Genomic DNA, 21,749 nt, shown 5'->3' on the forward strand with positions numbered 1-21,749 from the left:
AAAGAGGTGTGTTTTTCGCTTGTAATGTCATGTGCGTGGCCTCGAAAAGCTAACGCCAGAATGTCTGGATACCATAATGAACACTGTCATTGATATTATTTCCCGTAAAGGTGCGGTTAAACAAAGTATTATTGCGTCCGATAATGCCTCTTTGGTGATATATCAACCATCGGTGTTGCAGATTCATTCCCCGGTCAGCGGCGTGGACCATTATGTTCGCCAGGGAAACGATCTGCTGATTTACATGAAAGACGGCACGATAATTCGCTGCAACGGCTATTTTGCCGTCGATCCGGCGACAAATGAATATTCAGAACTGGTCTTTGATGACGGGCAGACGTTAACCCATGTCTCGTTCGCCGGAAATAGCGAAGCCGCAGGTTTAGCGCCAGTTACGTTAACGCCGCAAAATGACATTATTACCTCGATTTCGCCTTTTATTGAGCACGCGGCCAGCACGGCGGGCGAGCTACCGTGGGGCTGGATTGTCGGTGGTACGCTGGCAGGCGGCGCGGTCGGCGCGTTGCTCGCCAGTGGCGGCAGCGATGGTGACAACAAAACGGAAGTGGTTACGCCGCCGGGTGAACCGCAAAGTGCAGCACCTTCGTTTATCACGCTCGATAACAGTGGTGACAGACAGGGCTTGCTGGCAAACGGGGATGCCACTGACGATACCACCCCCACGTTCAGCGGCACCGGGCAGGCCGGGGCAACCATCGCCATACGTGACAGCAATGGTGTCACCGTTGCCAGTACCACGGTGGGCGCGGATGGCCGTTGGTCCATCACCTTACCCGCGCAGTCTGCGGGCGAGCATACATGGTCCGTCTCGCAAATTGACGGTGACCAGACAACGCAGGCTGGCAGTATCACCCTGAATATCGACAGCAAGGCTGCCGCTATCTCTATCGCCACGACGTCGGGCGATAACGTACTCAATGGTCAGGAACAGGCGGCAGGATTTACGCTCTCCGGCGCAACGCAGCATCTTGCCGCGGGTAGCACGCTAACGCTGACGCTCAATGGCAAAACCTACACCACGGAAGTGGGCAGCGGCGGTGCGTGGCGCGTCGCGATCCCTGTGGCGGATGCGCAGGCATTGGCGGATGGTAATCAAACTGTCACTGTTTCAGGCATTGATGCCGCCGGGAACCGTGTCACTGCCAGCCAAACATTCACCGTCGATACGCAACCGCCAACGCTCTCTATCGATGCTATCGCTCAGGACAATGTTATCAATGCGCTGGAACATCGCGCGTCGCTGACCATAAGCGGCGTGACAACGGCGCAGCCCGGTCAAACGGTCACGGTGACCCTCAATGGTATCTCGCATACGACGGTGGTCAGCAATACCGGCAGCTGGCAGCTTTCGATTTCAGCCAGCGAAGTGCAGGCGCTCGGGGATGGCCAGGTCACCGTGACCGCGAGTGTGAGTGATAAAGCGGGAAACCCGGCGCAGGCGCAGAGCAGCATGAGTGTTGATAGTCAGGCGCCGCTGATAACCATTGATACCGTGGGCGGGGATGACATTCTTAACGGCGCAGAACAGAACGTCGCGCAGATCATTTCCGGGCGGGCGAACGGCGCATCGGCTGGGGATGTAGTGACCGTCAGGGTCGGTAATCAGGTGCTTTTGGGGACGGTCTCGGCGGATGGCAGCTGGAGCGTCGGCATGACGGCCACGGTTAGCCACGCGCTGGGAACGGGCGTGCACACCATCACCGTGTCTGTTACCGATTCGGCGGGTAATACGGGCAGTGCATCACGCGTCATCACATTAAGCGGCACGGCGCCTCAGCTAACAGTCGATCCTGTCAGTCAGGATAATGTGCTGAATGCGCATGAGGCATCGCGCCCGTTGACGTTAAGTGGCACCACCAGTTTGCCCGATGGCAGCACCGTCAGTGTGGTGCTGAACAATCATACCTATACCGCCACAGCCAGCGGCAATGCCTGGTCGCTAGAGGTGCCGGTGAGCGATGTCGTTAATCTGGTCAACGGAAGTTACACTGTAACGGCCAGCGGAACCGATGCCAACGGCAACAGCGGTAGCGCACAAGGGCAACTGCTGGTCGATACCACGCTGCCGCAGGTGATTATCAACACCTTTGCAGGCGACAACGTAGTGAATGCCGCTGAAGTCGTGGCGAATCAAACTTTGAGCGGGCGCGTGGTCGGCGCTGCGCAGGGCGACACGGTCACCATTGAACTGGGCGGCAATACTTACACGGCGACGGTGGGTAACAATCTCACCTGGAGTGTGAATGTTCCGACGGCGGATTTGCAGGCGCTGGGCGATGGCGGGTTAACGATAAATGCCTCTGTGACGAACGGACACGGCAACACCGGTAACGGTGAACGTGATATCACTATCAGCGCCACGCTGCCGGGTCTGCGTATCAATACTATTTCTGGCGATGACGTGATTAACGCCCTCGAACAGCAACAGGATCTGGTCATTTCTGGTAGCAGTAGCCATCTCCCCGTGGGCACTACCGTGACGGTAACGCTCGGCAACGAAACTTATCAAGGCGTGACCGACAGCAACGGCAACTGGCAGGTGGGCGTACCCGCTGCCGATTTACAGGCACTCACCGCAGGCACCGTCGTCGTGACGGCCAGTGCGGCAGATTCGGCAGGTAACCCGGTCGCTATCGACCATAACGTCGTTGTTGATGCGGGGGACGTGGCGATTGCTATCAATACCGTCTCCGGCGATGACATGATTAATGCGGTGGAAAAAGGGGCATCGCTGACATTAACGGGCAGCACCCAGGACGTCGAGGTCGGGCAAACCGTAGTAGTGAAATTCGCGGGGCAGACCTTTACCACTTCCGTTCAGGCAGGCGGCGGCTGGAGCCTGGCCGTTCCTGCCAGCGCAGTGAGCCGCCTGGCAGACGGTGCGGCGGAAATTACCGCGACGGTCACTAATATCAGCGGTAACACTGGCGACACCTCACGCACAATTACCGTCGACAGCCAGGCCCCGGCCTTAAGCATTGACTCGCTGACGGCAGATAACATCATCAACGCCGCCGAAAGCGGTCAGGATCTGCAAATCACTGGCACCACTGACGCCCAGCCAGGGCAGACGGTGACCGTCACGCTGAACGGGCAGACCTATCAGGGCGTCGTGCAGCCAGACGGCACCTGGAGCGTGACCGTTCCCGCCGCCAACGTTGACGCACTGGCTGACGGCAACGCCACCGTCACCGCCAGCGTGAACGATATCGCAGGTAACCCGACCAGCGTCTCACGCGTGGCGCTGGTCGATGCCACGCCGCCGGTGGTAACCATTAATCCGGTGGCGACCGATAACGTCATTAACACGCCGGAACATACCCAGGCGCAAATCATCAGCGGCACGGTCACTGGCGCTCAGGCGGGCGATATCGTCACCGTGACGCTGAATAATGTGGATTACACCACGGTGGTGGATGCTTCCGGCAACTGGAGCCTGGGCGTTCCGGCTTCCGTTGTCAGCGGACTGGTGGACGGCAGTTATCCTGTCAGCGTCTCGGTAACCGACAAAGCCGGAAACACGGGCAGCCAGTCATTGACCGTCACGGTCAATACCGCAGCGCCCCTTATCGGCATTAACAGCATTGCGGGCGACGATGTGATTAACGCCAGCGAAAAAGGGGCCGATGTCCAGATTAGCGGCACCAGCGATCAGCCTGCGGGCACTGCCATCACCGTGACGCTGAACGGGCAAAATTACACCACCACGACCGACGCCTCCGGCAACTGGAGCGTCACCGTTCCGGCATCGGCGGTAACCGCACTGGGCCAGGCCAACTACACGGTAACGGCGGCGGTGACCAGCAGTATCGGCAACAGCGCCACCGCCAGCCATAATGTGCTGGTCGACAGTGCGCTGCCCGGCGTGACCATTAACCCGGTGGCAACCGACGATATTATTAACGCCGCCGAAGCGGGTGTTGCGCAATCCATCAGCGGGCAGGTGACTGGCGCGGAAGATGGCGACACGGTAACTATTACGTTGGGTGGTAATACTTATACGGCGACGGTGGGCAGCAATCTCACCTGGAGCGTGGACGTTCCAGCGGCAGATATTCAGGCGCTGGGAAATGGCGATTTAACGGTGAGCGCCTCGGTCACCAATCAAAACGGCAACACCGGCAGCGGCACGCGGGATATCACCATCGACGCTAATCTGCCCGGTCTGCGGGTCGATACGGTGGCGGGCGATGATGTGGTCAATATCATCGAGCACGGGCAGGCGCTGGTGGTCACCGGCAGCAGTTCGGGGCTGGCAGAAGGCACGCCGCTTACCGTCACGATTAATAATGTGGAATACACCACCGCGGTGCAGGCCGATGGTAGCTGGAGCGTGGGCGTCACTGCGACGCAGGTTAGCGCCTGGCCTGCGGGGACGGTTAATATTGTCGTTTCCGGGGAAAGTAGCGCCGAAAATCCGGTGAGCATTACGCATCCGGTTACGGTCGATCTCACGCCGGCGGCGATCACCATCAACACCATCGCCACGGACGATGTGATTAACGCCGCAGAAAAAGGCGCTGATTTAACCCTTTCCGGCACCACCACTAACGTAGAACCCGGTCAAACCGTCACCGTGACCTTTGGCGGGAAAAATTACACTGCCAGCGTGGCGAGCGATGGTAGCTGGACTGCCACCGTTCCTGCCGCCGATTTAGCGGCATTACCCGAGGGCAGCGCCTCCGTGCAGGCCAGCGTCAGCAATATCAACGGCAATAGCGCCTCGGCGGTGCATAACTACAGCGTCGACAGCAGCGCGCCAACCATCATTATCAATACCGTCGCCAGCGACAATATCGTCAACGCCAGCGAAGCCGATGTGGGTGTGACGGTGAGCGGCAGCACCACCGCTGAAGCGGGGCAGATTGTTACGGTAACGCTCAATAGCCCGACCGTGCAGACGTATCAGGCAACGGTACAGGCCGACGGCAGCTGGAGCATCAATATTCCGGCGGCAGATCTCGCAGCCTTGACCGATGGCAGCCACACCCTGACCGCCACGGTCAATGACAAAGCGGGCAACCCGGCGAGCACCACGCATAATCTGGCGGTGGATCTCACCGTTCCGGTACTTACCATCAACACCATTGCGGGCGACGATATTATTAACGCCGCCGAACACGGGCAGGCACTGGTGATTTCCGGTTCCAGCACTGGCGGAGAAGCGGGGGATGTCGTTAGCGTCACGCTAAACAGTAAAACCTACACCACCACCCTGGATGCTTCCGGCAACTGGAGCGTCGGTGTTCCGGCGGCGGATGTCACTGCGCTTGGCAGCGGCCCGCAAACCGTGACCGCCACGGTTACCGATGCGGCAGGCAACAGCGATAACGAGACGCACACGGTTACCGTTAACCTTACCGCGCCGACCATTGGCATTAATACCATCGCCACCGATGACGTGATTAACGCCAGCGAAAAAGGCGCGGATCTGCAAATCTCCGGCACCAGTAATCAGCCAGCAGGCACCACAATTACGGTGACGCTGAACGGGCAAAATTACACCGCGACGACCGATACCTCCGGCAACTGGAGCACCACGGTGCCAGCCTCTGCCGTAGGTGCGCTGGGCGAAGCCAGCTACACGGTGACGGCGAACGTCACCGACAGCGCAGGCAACAGCAATTCCGCCAGCCATAATGTGCAGGTCAATACCGCGCTGCCTGGTGTCACCCTTAATCCGGTGGCGAGCGACGATATTATTAATGCCGCCGAATCGGGCGTGGCACAGACCATCAGCGGCCAGGTGACGGGCGCGGCGGCGGGCGATACGGTTACCGTAACGCTAGGCGGGAAAACCTACACCGCTACAGTGCAGGGGAATTTAAGCTGGAGCGTGGACGTTCCTGCAGCGGATATTCAGGCCATCGGTAATGGCGATCTGACGGTTAACGCCTCGGTGATCAACGGCGTTGGCAATACCGGCAGCGGTTCGCGAGATATTACTATCGACGCCAACCTGCCAGGTCTGCGCGTCAATACCGTGGCGGGTGATGATGTGGTCAACAGCATCGAGCACGCTCAGGCGCTGGTGATAACCGGCAGCAGCAGCGGGCTGGCAGCGGGGGCGGCGCTGACGGTGGTGATTAATACGGTTACTTACGCTGCGACAGTATTAGCCGATGGCACATGGAGCCTTGGCGTTCCGGCAGCAGATGTCAGTAACTGGCCTGCGGGTACGGTGAATATCACGGTTTCAGGTGCTACTAGCGCAGGAAACCCGGTCACCATCACCCATCCAGTCACCGTCGATCTGGCAGCTGTGGCGATCTCCATTAACACCGTTTCCGGCGACGATGTGATTAACGCCGCCGAAAAAGGAGCAGATTTAACCCTTTCCGGCAACACCTCCGGCGTAGAAGCGGGGCAAACGGTCACCGTCACCTTTGGCGGCAAAACCTACACCGCCACCGTAGCGGGCGATGGTAGCTGGACAACCAGCGTACCTGCCGCCGATCTCAGCGCGTTACGCGACGGCGACGCCACGGTACAGGCCAGCGTCAGCAATATTAACGGCAACACGGCTTCGGCAATCCACGCCTACAGCGTCGATGCCACGGCCCCGACGCTTACCATTAACACCATCGCCACCGACGATATTTTAAACGCCGCCGAGGCGGGCAACCCGCTAACCATCAGCGGCAGCAGTACCGCCGAAGCGGGGCAGACGGTAACCGTCACGCTTAATGGGGTGACTTACAGCGGCACCGTCCAGGCGGACGGCAGCTGGAGCGTCAGCGTGCCGACGGCGGATCTCAGCAATCTGACTGCCAGCCAGTACACGGTTAGCGCCTCGGTAAGCGATAAAGCAGGCAACCCGGCGTCCACCACTCACGGCCTGGCGGTGGATCTCACCGTGCCGGTGCTGACCATCAACACCGTCTCCGGCGATGACATCATTAACGCCGCCGAACACGGACAGGCGCTGGTGATCTCCGGTTCCAGTACTGGCGGCGAAGCGGGCGATGTCATCACCGTCACGTTAAACAGTAAAACCTACACCACCACGCTGGATGCCGCCGGCAACTGGAGCGTTGGCGTTCCGGCGGCAGATGTCACCGCGCTGGGCAGCGGCCCGCAAACCATCACTGCTACCATTACCGACGCGGCAGGCAACAGCGATGACGCCAGCCGCACGGTCACCGTGAATCTCACCGCGCCAACCATTGGCATCAACACTATCGCCGACGATGACGTGATTAACGCCACGGAAAAAGGCGCGGATCTGCAAATTACCGGTACCAGTAATCAGCCAGCGGGTACCACGATAACGGTGACGCTGAACGGGCAAAATTACACCGCTACCACAGATGCTTCCGGCAACTGGAGCGCCACGGTGCCAGCCTCGGCGGTCAGTGCATTGGGTGAAGCTAACTACACGGTAACCGCGAACGTCACCGACAGCGCAGGCAACAGCAATTCCGCCAGCCATAATGTGCAGGTCAACAGCGCGCTGCCTGCCGTCACCATTAACGCGGTGGCGACCGACGATATTATTAACGTTGCCGAAGCGGGCAATGCACAAACCATTAGCGGGCAGGTGACGGGGGCCGCGCAGGGGGATACGGTTACCGTTACGCTGGGCGGCAACACCTACACCGCCACGGTACAGGCTAATTTAAGCTGGAGTGTGGACGTTCCGGCGGCGGATATTCAGGCGCTGGGCAACGGCGACCTGACGGTTAATGCCTCGGTCACCAATGGCGTTGGCAACACGGGTAGTGGCTCGCGCGATATCACGATCGACGCCAATCTGCCTGGCCTGCGGGTCGATACCGTGGCGGGCGATGATGTTATTAACAGCATTGAGCACAATCAGGCGCTGGTGATCACCGGGAGCAGCAGTGGATTAACGGCGGGAGCGGCGTTAACGGTCGAGATTAACAACGTTACTTATGGCGCGACGGTGTTAGCCGACGGCACATGGAACCTCGGCGTTCCGGCGGCAGACGTCAGCAACTGGCCTGCGGGTACGGTGAATATCACGGTAAGTGGCACCAACAGCGCCGGAACAACCTCCATCATAACCCATCCGGTTACCGTCGATCTGGCAGCGGTCGCCATCACCATTAATACCCTCTCTGGCGATGATGTGATCAACGCCGTTGAAAAAGGCGAAACGCTGGTGGTAAGCGGCAGCACCAGCGGTGTCGAAGCCGGGCAAACGGTGACCGTCACCTTTGGTGGCAAAAATTACACCACCACCGTGGAAGCCAACGGCAGCTGGACGGTGAATGTGCCGCCTGCCGATCTTGCTTCGCTGCCGGACGGCGCGGGCAACGTGCAGGCGAGCGTCAGCAACATTAACGGTAACAGCGCCCAGGCCGATCGCGCGTACAGCGTTGATGCCACCGCGCCGCTTGTGACCATCGACACCATCGCCAGCGACGATATCCTTAACGTGAGCGAAGCGGGCGCGGGGATCACCATCAGCGGCACCACCACGGCGCAGGCCGGGCAGACGCTGACCGTCACGCTGAACAACAACACGTACCAGACCACCGTCCAGGCCGATGGCACCTGGAGCGTGAATGTTCCGGCAATGGATTTAAGCGGATTAACCGCCAGCAGCTATACCGTGACTGCGACGGTGAGCGACAAAGCGGGTAACCCGGCCAGCGCCGATCATGCGCTGGCGGTGGACGTTACCGCGCCGGATCTCACCATTAATACCGTCGCGGGCGATGACATTATCAACGCCATCGAACACGGGCAGGCGCTGGTGGTGAGCGGAACCAGCACGGGCGCGGAACCCGGCGATGTAGTGACCGTCACGCTCAACGGTAAAAACTACACCACCACGCTGGACGCCTCCGGTAACTGGAGTGTGGGCATTCCGGCGGCGGATGTCACGGCGCTGGCGACCGGTAGCCAGACGATCACCGCCAGCCTGAGCGATCGCGCGGGCAACAGCGACAGCACTACCCATAATGTGACCGTTGATCTTAGCGGCCCGACGCTGACCATCAATATCGTCTCCGGCGACGACATCATCAATAATGCGGAGAAAACTCAGGATCTGACCATCAGCGGCGGCTCCAGCGGTCTGGCGACCGGCACCACGGTCACCGTGATGTTGAACGGCCTGGCGTACAGCGCCACTACCGATAGTTCCGGCAACTGGAGCGTTACCGTGCCTGCTTCGGCGGTCGGTGCCCTGGGCGAGGCGGTCTATTCGATTAGCGCCAGCGCCACCGACAGCGCGGGCAACAGCGGCAGTACCACCCATACGGTGAATGTCGAATCGCTCCTGCCTGGGGTGATCATTAATACCGTGGCGGGCGATGACATTATCAACGCCGCTGAAATCGTTGTGGCGCAGACCATCAGCGGTCAGGTCACGGGAACGGCGGTTGCGGGGAATACGGTGATTGTCACCATTGGTGGCAATCAATATAACGCCATCGTGCAGTCAGATTTAAGCTGGAGCGTCAGCGTACCTGCGAACGTTTTGCAGGCGCTGGGTAACGGTGAGCTAACCATTAGCGCTTCGGTCACCAATTCCGCAAATAATACCGGCACCACAACGCACGACATCGTGATAGATGCCAACCTGCCAGGCCTGCGGGTCGATACCGTGGCAGGCGATGATGTGGTCAATATTATCGAACACGGTCAGGCGCTGGTGGTCACCGGTAGCAGCACCGGACTGGCAGCAGGCGCGGCGTTGACGGTAGTGATCAACAGCGTCACCTACGGCGCAACGGTCCTCGCCGATGGCACCTGGAGCGTCGGCGTTCCGGCGACAGATGTCACAAACTGGCCTGCGGGGACGGTCAATATTGCCGTCTCTGGCACCAACACCGCCGGAACCACAACCAGCATTACTCATCCGGTGACCGTCGATCTCGCGGCCGTGGCGATTACCATCAATACTCTTTCCACTGACGATGTGATTAACGCCGCCGAAAAAGGCAGCGATTTGCAGCTTTCCGGCACCACCTCCGGCGTGGAAGCGGGGCAGACCATCACCGTTATCTTCGGTGGTAAAAGCTACACCACCACGGTTGCCACGGGCGGCACCTGGGGGCTAACGATCCCAGCCGCCGATCTCGCAACCTTGCCGGACGGCGCAGCAAACGTCCAGGCCAGCGTCAGCAGCGTCGCAGGTAACAGCGCCCAGGCGACTCATGTTTATAGCGTCGATGCCACTGCGCCCTCCGTCACCATCAACACCATCGCCAGCGACGATATTCTTAACGCCGCCGAAGCGGGTACTGCGCTGACCATCAGCGGCACCAGCACGGCAGAAGCCGGGCAGACGGTGACCGTGACGCTTAACGGCGTCAATTACAGCGGCAACGTGCAGGCAGACGGAAGCTGGAGCGTCAGCGTCCCGACCGGCGATTTGGCCAACCTCACCGCCAGCCCCTATACGGTGAGCACGGCGGTCAGCGACAAAGCCGGTAATCCGGCTTCGGCAACGCATAATCTGACGGTGGACCTTGCCGCTCCGGTCGTCACCATTAACACGGTGGCGGGCGATGACATCATTAACGCCACGGAACATGCTCAGGCGCAGATTATCAGCGGCTCGGCAACGGGCGCGACGACGGGTAACACGGTTTCCGTGACGATTGGCACGACCACCTATACCACCGTGCTGGACGCCAACGGCGACTGGAGCATCGGCGTGCCTGCCAGCGTCATTTCCGCACTGGCGCAGGGCGATGTGTCCATTACCGCCACGGTCACCGACTCCGCAGGCAACAGCGGCACGGCCTCGCACACTGTCACCGTGGCGCTCGGCGCTCCGGTGCTCGCCATTAACACCATTGCCGTCGACGACATCATCAACGCCACGGAAAAAGGCGCGGATCTGGCGATTTCCGGCACCAGCGACCAGCCTGCGGGCACGCAGATTACCGTTACGCTCAACGGGCAAAATTACACCACCACAGCCGATGCATCCGGTAACTGGAGCGTGACCGTTCCGGCGTCACGGGTGAGCGCCCTCGGTGAAGCCAGTTATACGGTGACTGCTTCCGCCACTGACGCCGATGGCAACAGCGGTTCCGCCAGCCATAACGTGCAGGTTAATACCGCGCTGCCGGGCGTCACCATTAACGTGGTAGCGGGCGACGATATTATTAACGCCGCCGAAGCGGGCGCGGGCCAGACCATCAGTGGGCAGGTGACGGGCGCGGCGGCAGGCGACACGGTGACCGTCACGCTCGGCGGGGCGACTTACACTGCCACGGTGCAGGCGAATTTAAGCTGGAGCGTCGATGTTCCGGCCTCCGCGTTACAGGCATTGGGCAACGGCGAGCTGACCATTTCGGCTTCGGTGACGAACAGCGTTGGTAATATCGGTAACGGCACGCGGGAAATCACCATAGACGCGAATCTCCCCGGTCTACGGATTGACACCGTGGCGGGCGATGATGTGGTCAATATTATCGAGCATGGTCAGGCGCTGGTGATTACCGGCAGCAGCTCTGATCTGGCAGCGGGCAGCAACGTCACGCTGACCATTAACGGGCAAACCTATGTTGCGGCAGTGCTGGCGGATGGCTCATGGAGCGTCGGTGTTCCGGCGGCAGATGTCAGCGCCTGGCCTGCGGGGACGGTCACGATTACAGCCAGCGGCAACACCACCGCCGGAAACCCAGTCAGCGTTACGCATCCGGTGACTGTCGATCTCACTGCGGTGGCGGTCAGCATCAACGCCATTACTGCCGATGACGTGATTAACGCTGCCGAAAAAGGCGCGGCGTTAACGCTCTCTGGCAGCACTACTGGTGTGGAGGCCGGACAAACGGTCACCGTCACCTTTGGCGGCAAAACTTACAGCGCCACGGTGGCTGCGAATGGTTCCTGGAGCACCTCGGTTCCGGCGGCAGATATGGCGGCCCTGCGTGATGGCGATGCCAGCGCACAGGCCAGCGTCAGCAATGTTAACGGCAACAGCGCCACCACTACCCACGCTTACAGCGTCGATGCTACCGCGCCAACGGTGACCATTAACACCATTGCGGGCGACGACATTCTTAACGCCGCCGAAGCCGGAGCGGCGCGGACCATCACTGGCAGCAGCACGGCGGAAGCGGGGCAGACGGTGACCGTCACCCTCAATGGCACAAACTATACCGGCACCGTACAGACGGACGGCAGCTGGAGCGTCAGCGTACCGCCAGCCGACTTAAGCGCCCTGACCGCCAGCAACTACACCGTTAGCGCGGCGGTGAACGACAAAGCCGGAAACCCGGCCTCGGTTAACCACAACCTGACGGTGGATACTTCTGTTCCGGTCGTCACTATCAACACGGTGGCAGGCGATGATGTGATCAACGCGACGGAACACGCCCAGGCGCAGATTATCAGCGGCTCCGCCACTGGAGCGGCAACCGGCAGCACCGTGACGGTGACTATCGGCAGCAGCACCTTCACCACCGTGCTGGACGCCAGCGGTAACTGGAGCGTCGGCGTCCCGGCAAGCGTCGTCTCGGCACTGGCAAACGGCACGGTGACCATCAACGCCAGCGTGACCGATGCCGCCGGTAACAGCGGCAGCGCCACCCATCAGGTGACGGTCAATACCGGGCTGCCGACCATTACCTTTAACGCCATCAGCGGCGATAACGTCCTGAACGCCGATGAAAAAGGCCAGCCGTTGACCATCAGCGGCGGCAGTACGGGGCTGGCAACCGGCGCACAGGTTACCGTCACGCTCAACGGTCACAACTACAGCGCCACCACCGACGCGTCGGGCAACTGGACGTTAACCGTGCCGGTGAGCGATCTGGCGGCATTAGGTCAGGCCAACTATACGGTCAGCGCCAGCGCCACCAGTGCGGCGGGCAACACCGCCAGCAGCCAGGCGAATTTACTGGTCGACAGCGGCCTGCCGGGCGTCACCATCAACACCGTGGCAGGCGACGATATTATCAACGCCGCCGAAGCGGGGGCCGATCAAACCATCAGCGGGGTGGTGACTCGCGCCGCCGCTGGCGATACGGTCACCGTGACGCTGGGCGGCAACACTTACACAGCGCAGGTTCAGCCCGATTTAAGCTGGAGCGTCACCGTTCCGGCAGCCGATCTCCAGGCGCTGGGCAATGGCGATTTGACCATTAACGCCTCGGTTACCAACGCGAATGGCAATACGGGTAGCGGCACGCGGGATATCACCATAGACGCCAACCTGCCAGGGCTGCGGGTGGATACGGTAGCGGGCGATGATATCGTCAACAGCATCGAGCACGGGCAGGCGCTGGTGATCACCGGCGGCAGTAGCGACCTGAATGCAGGCGTGCCGTTGACGATCACCATCAACGACGTAGCGTATTCCGCCACGGTACAGGCGGACGGAAGCTGGAGCGTCGGCATTCCGGCGGCAAACGTCAGCGCATGGCCTGCGGGGCCGTTAGCCGTTGACGTGGCAGGACAGAGCAGCGCCGGAAATCCGGTCAGCGTCAGCCATCCGTTCACTGTCGATTTAACGGCGGTGGCGATCAGCATCAACACCGTTGCCAGCGACGACGTGATTAACGCCGCCGAAAAAGGCACCGACCTGACCCTTTCCGGCAGTACCAGCGGGATTGAGAGCGGGCAAACCGTCACCGTCACTTTTGGCGGTAAAACCTACACTGCAAGCGTCGCCGCCAACGGGAGCTGGAGTGTAAACGTTCCGGCGGCAGATCTGGCAACTCTGCCAGAGGGCGCGGCGAATGTGCAGGCCAGCGTTAGCAGCGCGAGCGGTAACAGTGCCTCGGCGACCCATGCGTATAGCGTTGACGCCAGCGCGCCAACGCTCACCATTAACACCATCGCTAGCGATGACATCCTTAACGCCACAGAGGCGGGAAGCCCGCTCACCATCAGCGGCACCAGCACTGCCGAAACCGGTCAGACGGTGGCCGTCACCCTTAACGGTGCAACCTACACCGGCACTGTGCAGGCGGACGGTAGCTGGAGCGTCAGCGTTCCCCCTTCAGCCTTAGGCGCGCTGACCGCAAGCAATTACACCGTCAGCGCCACGGTCAACGACAAAGCGGGCAACCCCGGCAGCGCCAGCCATAATCTGGCGGTAGACACCACCGCGCCGGTTCTCACCATTAACACCGTGGCGGGCGATGACATCATCAACGACGCCGAACACGCCCAGGCGCTGGTGATCTCCGGCACCAGCACGGGCGGGGAAGTGGGCGATGTGGTGAGCGTTGTGCTCAACGGAAAAACCTACACCACCACGCTGGATGCCTCCGGCAACTGGAGCGTTGGTGTACCGGCAGCGGATGTTACGGCGCTGGGCAGCGGCGCACAGACCATCACCGCCAGCGTCAGCGATCGGGCGGGCAACAGCGACGACGCCAGCCGCACCGTGACCGTCAGCCTCAGCGCGCCAGTGATTAGCATCAACACCATCGCGGGCGATGATGTGATCAACGCGACGGAAAAAGGATCTGATCTGGCGCTTTCCGGCACCAGCGATCAGCCTGCGGGTACGGCGATCACCGTTACGCTGAACGGACAAAACTACAGCGCCACTACCGACGCCTCCGGCAACTGGAGCGTTACCGTGCCCGCCTCGGCGGTCAGTGCGCTGGGCGAAGCGACCTACAGCGTCACGGCGAGCGTCACCAATGCTCAGGGCAACAGCAGCACCGCCAGCCATAACGTGCAGGTCAATACCGCGCTGCCAGGCGTCACCATTAATCCGGTAGCGACAGACGATATTATCAACGCCGCCGAAGCAGGCAGCGCGCAAACTATCAGCGGCCAGGTAACCGGTGCGGCGGCGGGCAGCACCGTCACCGTTGAACTGGGCGGTAAAACTTACACAGCCACCGTGCAGCCAGATTTAAGCTGGAATGTGAGCGTACCTGCCGCCGACTGGCAGGCGCTGGGTAACGGTGAGTTAACGGTTAACGCCTCGGTAACCAACGCCGTTGGCAACACCGGCAGCGGCACGCGCGATATCACCATCGACGCCAGTCTGCCCGGCCTGCGGGTGGATACCGTCGCGGGCGATGATGTGGTCAATATCATCGAACACGCTCAGGCGCAGGTGATCACCGGTAGCAGCTCCGGCTTTGCCGCAGGTACAGCGCTGACGGTGGTGATTAATAATCAAACTTACGCCGCCACGGTGCTGGCGAACGGTAGCTGGAGCGTCGGCGTTCCGGCGGCGGATGTCAGTAACTGGCCTGCGGGAACGCTGAATATTACCGTTAGCGGCGCGAACAGTGCCGGAACGCAAACCAGCATTACCCATCCGCTGACCGTTGATCTCACTACCGTCGCCATCAGCATAAACAGCATCACCAGCGATGATGTGATTAACGCTGCCGAAAAAGGCGCGGCATTAACGCTCTCCGGCAGCACGTCTGGCGTCGAAGCGGGGCAAACCGTTACCCTTACCTTTGGCGGTAAAACCTACACCACCACGGTGGCGGCAAACGGTAGCTGGAGCACCACGGTTCCGGCAGCGGATATGGCGGCCCTGCGTGACGGCGATGCCAGCGCCCAGGTGCGGGTGACTAACGTCAACGGCAACAGCGCCACGGCAACGCATGAATACAGCGTCGATAGTGCCGCGCCAACGGTGACCATCAACACCATTGCCAGCGATAACATCATCAACGCCAGCGAAGCGGCTGCGGGTGTAACGGTATCCGGCACCAGCACGGCGCAAACCGGGCAGACACTGACCGTCACGCTTAATGGCACTAACTACCAGACCACGGTGCAGGCGGACGGCAGCTGGAGCTTAACGCTGCCCGCCAGCGACTTAACCGCGCTTGCCAATAACGGCTACACCCTGACCGCCACGGTCAGCGATCAGGCGGGTAACCCTGGCAGCGCCAGCAAAGGCGTGACCGTCGATACCACCGCGCCGGTGATCAGTTTTAACACCGTGGCGGGCGATGATGTGATTAACAACGTCGAACACACTCAGGCGCAGATTATCAGCGGCACCGCCACGGGCGCGGTGGCGGGCGACCGCCTGGTGGTGACCATCGCCGGGCAGCAGTATGTCACCAGCACCGATGCCAGCGGCAACTGGAGCGTTGGCGTGCCTGCCAGCGTGATTTCCGGCCTTGCGGACGGCACAGTGACTATCAGCGCCACTATCACCGATAGCGCAGGCAACAGCAGCACGCAGACGCACAACGTGCAGGTGAACACGGCGGCAGTGTCGCTCTCGGTCAGCACTATCAGCGGCGATAACCTTATTAACGCCGCCGAAGCAGGCAGTGCGCTGACCCTGAGCGGCACCGGAACGAACTTTGCCGCAGGTACAGTGGTGACCGTGTTGCTTAACGGCAAAGGCTATAGCGCTACCATTCAGAGCAACGGGAGCTGGAGCGTGAACGTGCCGGCGGCAGACGTTGCGGCACTGGCGGATGGCACCAGCTATACGGTTAGCGCCTCCGCGCAGGACAGCGCCGGAAACAGCGCCACGGCCTCGCGCAGCGTGGCGGTGGATCTCACCGCGCCGATTATCAGCATCAACACCGTTTCAACGGACGACCGACTCAACGCCGCCGAACAGCAGCAGCCGTTAACCCTTAACGGCTCGACCAGCGCGGAAGTGGGGCAGACGGTCACCGTGACCTTTGGCGGCAAAACTTACACTGCCACGGTTGCCGCCAATGGCAGCTGGGCGCTGAACGTGCCTGCGGCAGATCTGGCCGCGCTCGGTCAGGGCGCACAGGCGATTACCGCCAGCGTGAACGATCGCGCCGGTAACCCCGGTCAAACCACGCACGCCCTGACCGTCGATACCGTTGCGCCAACGGTCACCATCGCCACGGTGGCGGGTGACGATATTATCAACAACGCCGAGCAGCTTGCCGGGCAGACCATCAGCGGCACCACCACCGCCGAAGTGGGCCAGACGGTGACGGTCACCTTTAACGGTCAGAGCTGGACCGCAACGGTCGGCAGCGGTGGAAGCTGGTCGGTGTTTATTCCGGCGCAGCAGTTTGCCGGATTAAGCGACGGCAGCTACACCATCAGCGCGTCAGTCACCGATCAGGCCGGAAACCCTGGTAGCGCCAGCCGTGGCGTGACGCTGAACGGCGACGTGCCCACCGTCACCATCAACACCTTTGCGGGCGACGATGTAGTGAACGCGGCGGAACATGGCTCGTCGCTGGTTATCAGCGGCACCACCACCGCCCCAGTCGGGCAGACGCTGACCGTGACTTTAAACGGCAAAACCTACACCACCACGGTGCAGACCGGCGGTAGCTGGAGCTACACCCTCGGCAGCGCCGATGTCACCGCGCTGGCAGACGGCAATGCCTACGTGATTAACGCCTCGGTGAGCAACGCTATCGGCAACACCGGCAGCAGCAATCACACCATTACTGTCGATCTCAGCGCCCCGGCGATGAGCATTAATATCGACTCCCTGCAAGCCGACACTGGCCTTAGCGCCAGCGACTTTATCACCAGCGTTAGTCCGGTGGTGGTCAACGGCTCGCTCACCGCCGCGCTTGCCAGTAACGAGACGGCGCAAATCAGTATCGACGGCGGTGTAACCTGGACCACGCTTACCGTTACCGGCACGACCTGGCGCTATAACGACAGCCGCACGCTGACCGATGGCAACTATCTCTATCAGGTGCGGGTGATTGACGCGGCGGGCAACGTCGGTGCCACCGACAGCCAGAACGTGGTGATCGACACCATCGCGCCAGATCCAGCAGTGAAAACCATCGCCATTAGCGCGATCACTACCGATACCGGCTTGATCGCTAACGATTTTGTCACCAGCGACACGACGCTTGCGGTGAGCGGCACGCTGGGCGCGGCGCTTTCTGCCGGTGAGTTCGCGCAAATCAGTATCGACGGCGGCACCACCTGGCAGAATCTTTCGGTAAGCGGTTTGACCTGGACATATCTTGACGGGCGGACGCTGACCGATGGCAACTACAACTACCAGGTACGGGTGATCGACACCGCCGGAAATATCGGCGCCACCGCCAGCCAGATAGTCACCGTGGATACCACCGCGCCGCTGGCGAGCAAAACCATCACCATTGCGGGCATCAGCGATGACACCGGGTTAAGCAGCAGCGATTTTGTTACTCGCGACACTACGCTTACCGTGCGCGGCACGCTCGGCGCGGCGCTGGCGGCAGATGAACGGGCGCAAATCAGCCTCGACGGCGGTGTCACCTGGACTACGTTAACCGTTATCGGCACCAGCTGGAGCTATGCCGATGGTCGCACACTGACCGACGGCACCTGGAACTACACGGTGCGGGTGGTGGATCTGGCGGGCAACGTCGGGCAGACCGCGACGCAAAACGTGGTGGTCGATACCACCAGCCCGGAAGCGGCGAAAAGTATCACCATTACCGGCATCAGCGATGACACCGGAGCCAGCAGCAGCGATTTTATTACCAGCGACACCACGCTTACCGTGCGCGGCGTGTTGGGCGCGGCGCTCGGCGCTAACGAGTTCGCGCAAATCAGCACCGACAACGGCGCAACCTGGGTGAACGTGACCGTTTCGGCAGACGGCCTCAACTGGAGTTACGTTGACGGACGCACGCTCGCCAACGGCACCACCACCTGGCAGGTGCGGGTGGTCGATCTGGCGGGCAACGTTGGCGCAACCGGCAGCCAGTCGGCGCTGATCGATACCGTTAACCCGGCGCAGGTACTCACCATCGCCAGCATCAGCACCGACACGGGGAGCTCGGCAACCGACTTTATTACCAGCGACACCACGCTCACGCTAACCGGTTCGCTGGGCGCGGGGCTTGCCAGCGGCGAAGTGGCGCAGATTAGCCTTGATGGCGGCGCGACCTGGACCACGCTCACCACCAACGGCACGCAGTGGACCTACACCGACAGCCGCACGCTGACCGACGGCAGCTATGTTTATCAGGTGCGGGTGCTGGATCTGGCGGGGAACAGCGGTCCGGTGGTGTCGAAAACGGTGGTGGTCGATACGATTAACCCCACCGCCACGCCGACCATTGTGTCGTATACCGATGATGTCGGGCAGCGGCAGGGGACATTAAGCAGTTCTCAGGCCACCGACGACACTACGCCATTGCTGAACGGTGTACTTTCCGGCCCGCTTGCCAGCGGTGAAGTGGTTTACCTCTACCGCAACGGCCTGCTGTTAGGCGCGGTGACGATGGTTGGCGCACTGAACTGGACCTACAGCGACAGCGGGCTGGTCAGCGGTGCCTATACCTACAGTGCGCGGGTAGTGGATCTGGCGGGGAATATCACCGCCTCCAGTGATTTTATCCTGACGGTCGATACCTCTATTCCGACCACGCTGGCGCAAATCACTAATCAAACCACGCGCGATACCACGCCAATTATCAGCGGGGTGATCACCGCGGCACTCGCCAGCGGGCAGTATGTTGAAGTGGTGATCAACGGCAAAACCTACACTTCGCAGCCAGGCGGCGCGGTGGTGGTCGATCCGGCGCACAACACCTGGTATGTGCAACTGCCGGATACCGACGCGCTGGCGGCGTCTGCGACCGCCTATAACGTCACCGCGCAGGTAAAAAGTTCGGCGGGTAACGGCAACACCGCCAATGTCAGCACTGGCACGGTGACGGTTAACGCGGCGATTGATTACACTCCGACCTGGACCACCGCCAGCAAAACCACCGCCTGGGGGCTGACCTACGGCCTCGACACGCACGGGATGTGGACGGTACTGGCGAACCAGCAGGTGATGCAGTCTACCGACCCACTCACCTGGTCGAAGACCGCGCTGACGCTGTACCAGAGCGGCAACAGCTACGCCACCAGCTCCATCGCTGATTACGACCGTAACGGCACGGGCGATCTGTTTATCACCCGTGATGACTACGGCACGGGCTATATCAACGGCTTTACCAATAACGGCGACGGTACGTTTTCCAGCGCCATTCTGGTCGCCGTCGGCACCCTGACGTGGTACGGCTCGGTAGTGGCGTTTGATAAAGAGGGCGATGGCTATCTCGACTTCTGGATTGGTGACGCTGGCGGGCCGGACTCCAACACTTTCCTGTGGAACAATGCGGGCACGCTGGTAGGCAACTCCACCACGTCGAACAGCGGCGGTAGCGCTACGGTGGGCGGGGCGGTGACGGGGTATCTTTCGCTTAACGAAGGTTCCGGCGTCGATCTGAACAATGACGGCAGAGTCGACCTGGTTCAGCACACCTATAACCTGAATAACTATTACACGCTGTCTTCGCTCATCAACCAGGGGAATGGGACGTTTGTCTGGGGGCAGAACACCACCAATACCTTCCTGAGCGGGGCGGGTAGTGGCGCTATGAGCAGCAGCGTTTCCATGACCTGGGCCGATTTCGATGGCGACGGCGATATGGATCTCTTCCTGCCCGCCAGCCAGGGAAGAGCTAACTACGGCTCGCTGTTATTCAACACCAACGGCGTGCTGGGTAGCCCGGTGGCGGTGGGCGCAACGGCAACCACCTACGCCAGCCAGTTTAGCCTGGCGGTAGACTGGAACCACGACGGCCTGATGGATATCGCCCGTATCGCGCAGACCGGACAGTCGTATCTTTATACTAACGTCAGCAACGCCAGCAACTGGACGCAGTCGGTACTCGGCGGCAGTCAGAGCGGTACCACCAGCGGCGTGGCGGCAATGGACTACGACTGGGACGGCGCGGTGGATGTGCTGGTGACCAAACAGTCGGGCAGCGTGTTCCTGATCCGCAATACCAACACGGTGAGCTACGGCACTTCGCTACACCTGCGCATCACCGATCCTAACGGCATTAACGTCTATTACGGCAATACCGTGAAGCTGTACAACTCGGCGGGAGTGCTGGTCGCCACGCAAATCATCAACCCGCAGTCGGGTATGGGGGTTAACGACACCTCGGCGCTGGTCAATTTCTACGGGCTGAACGCCGGAGAAACCTACAACGCGGTGCTGATCAAATCCACCGGCACCACCGCCAGCAATATCGACCAGACGGTCAACACCAGCTGGGGCGGTTTACAGGCCACCGATGCCACTCACGCTTATGACCTCAGCGCAGAAGCAGGCACCGCGAGCAACAACGGCAAGTTCGTCGGCACCGGCTATAACGACACCTTCTTTGCCACCGCAGGCACCGACACTTACGACGGTTCCGGCGGCTGGGTGTACAGCTCCGGCAACGGAACGTGGCTTGCGAACGGCGGCATGGACGTGGTTGATTTCCGGCTTTCGACGGTGGGCGTGACCGCGAACTTAAGCAGCACCACCGCACAGGCGACCGGTTTTAACACCTCGACATTTACCAATATCGAAGGCATTTCCGGCTCGAATTTTAACGACACTCTGACCGGCAGCAGCGGCGATAACCAACTGGAAGGGCGTGGCGGTAACGACACGCTCAACATCGGCAACGGCGGTCACGACACCTTGCTCTATAAACTGCTCAACGCCAGTGACGCCACCGGCGGCAACGGCTCAGACGTGGTGAATGGCTTTACCGTAGGCACCTGGGAAGGCACCGCCGACACCGATCGTATTGATATTCGCGAACTGTTACAGGGCAGCGGCTACACCGGAAATGGCAAAGCCAGCTATGTCAACGGCGTGGCGACGCTGGATGCGCAGGCCGGAAACATCGGTGACTTTGTCAAAGTCACCCAGAGCGGCAGCGACACCATCGTGCAGATCGACCGCGACGGCACGGGCGGCACTTTTGCGACAACTAACGTGGTCACGCTGACGGGCGTGCACACCGACCTCGCCACCTTGCTGGCGAATCATCAGTTGATGGTGGTGTAGA

1 protein-coding gene is annotated in these 21,749 nt (G+C 60.8%); it reads left to right on the forward strand.

The window, feature by feature from the left end; genetic code table 11:
* Positions 1–76: 76 nt before the first annotated feature.
* On the forward strand, positions 77–21,748 hold the full coding sequence (locus G163CM_RS05985; protein ID WP_231827236.1) for an Ig-like domain-containing protein: 21,672 nt from the start codon (positions 77–79) through the stop codon (positions 21,746–21,748).
* Position 21,749 lies beyond the last annotated feature (1 nt).

Source organism: Pseudocitrobacter corydidari (assembly GCF_021172065.1).
GTDB lineage: Bacteria > Pseudomonadota > Gammaproteobacteria > Enterobacterales > Enterobacteriaceae > Pseudocitrobacter > Pseudocitrobacter corydidari.

Coding starts and splice junctions, on each gene's coding strand:
- G163CM_RS05985 (WP_231827236.1), top strand. CDS start 77: ATGAACACTGTCATTGATATTATTTCCCGTAAAGGTGCGGTTAAACAA.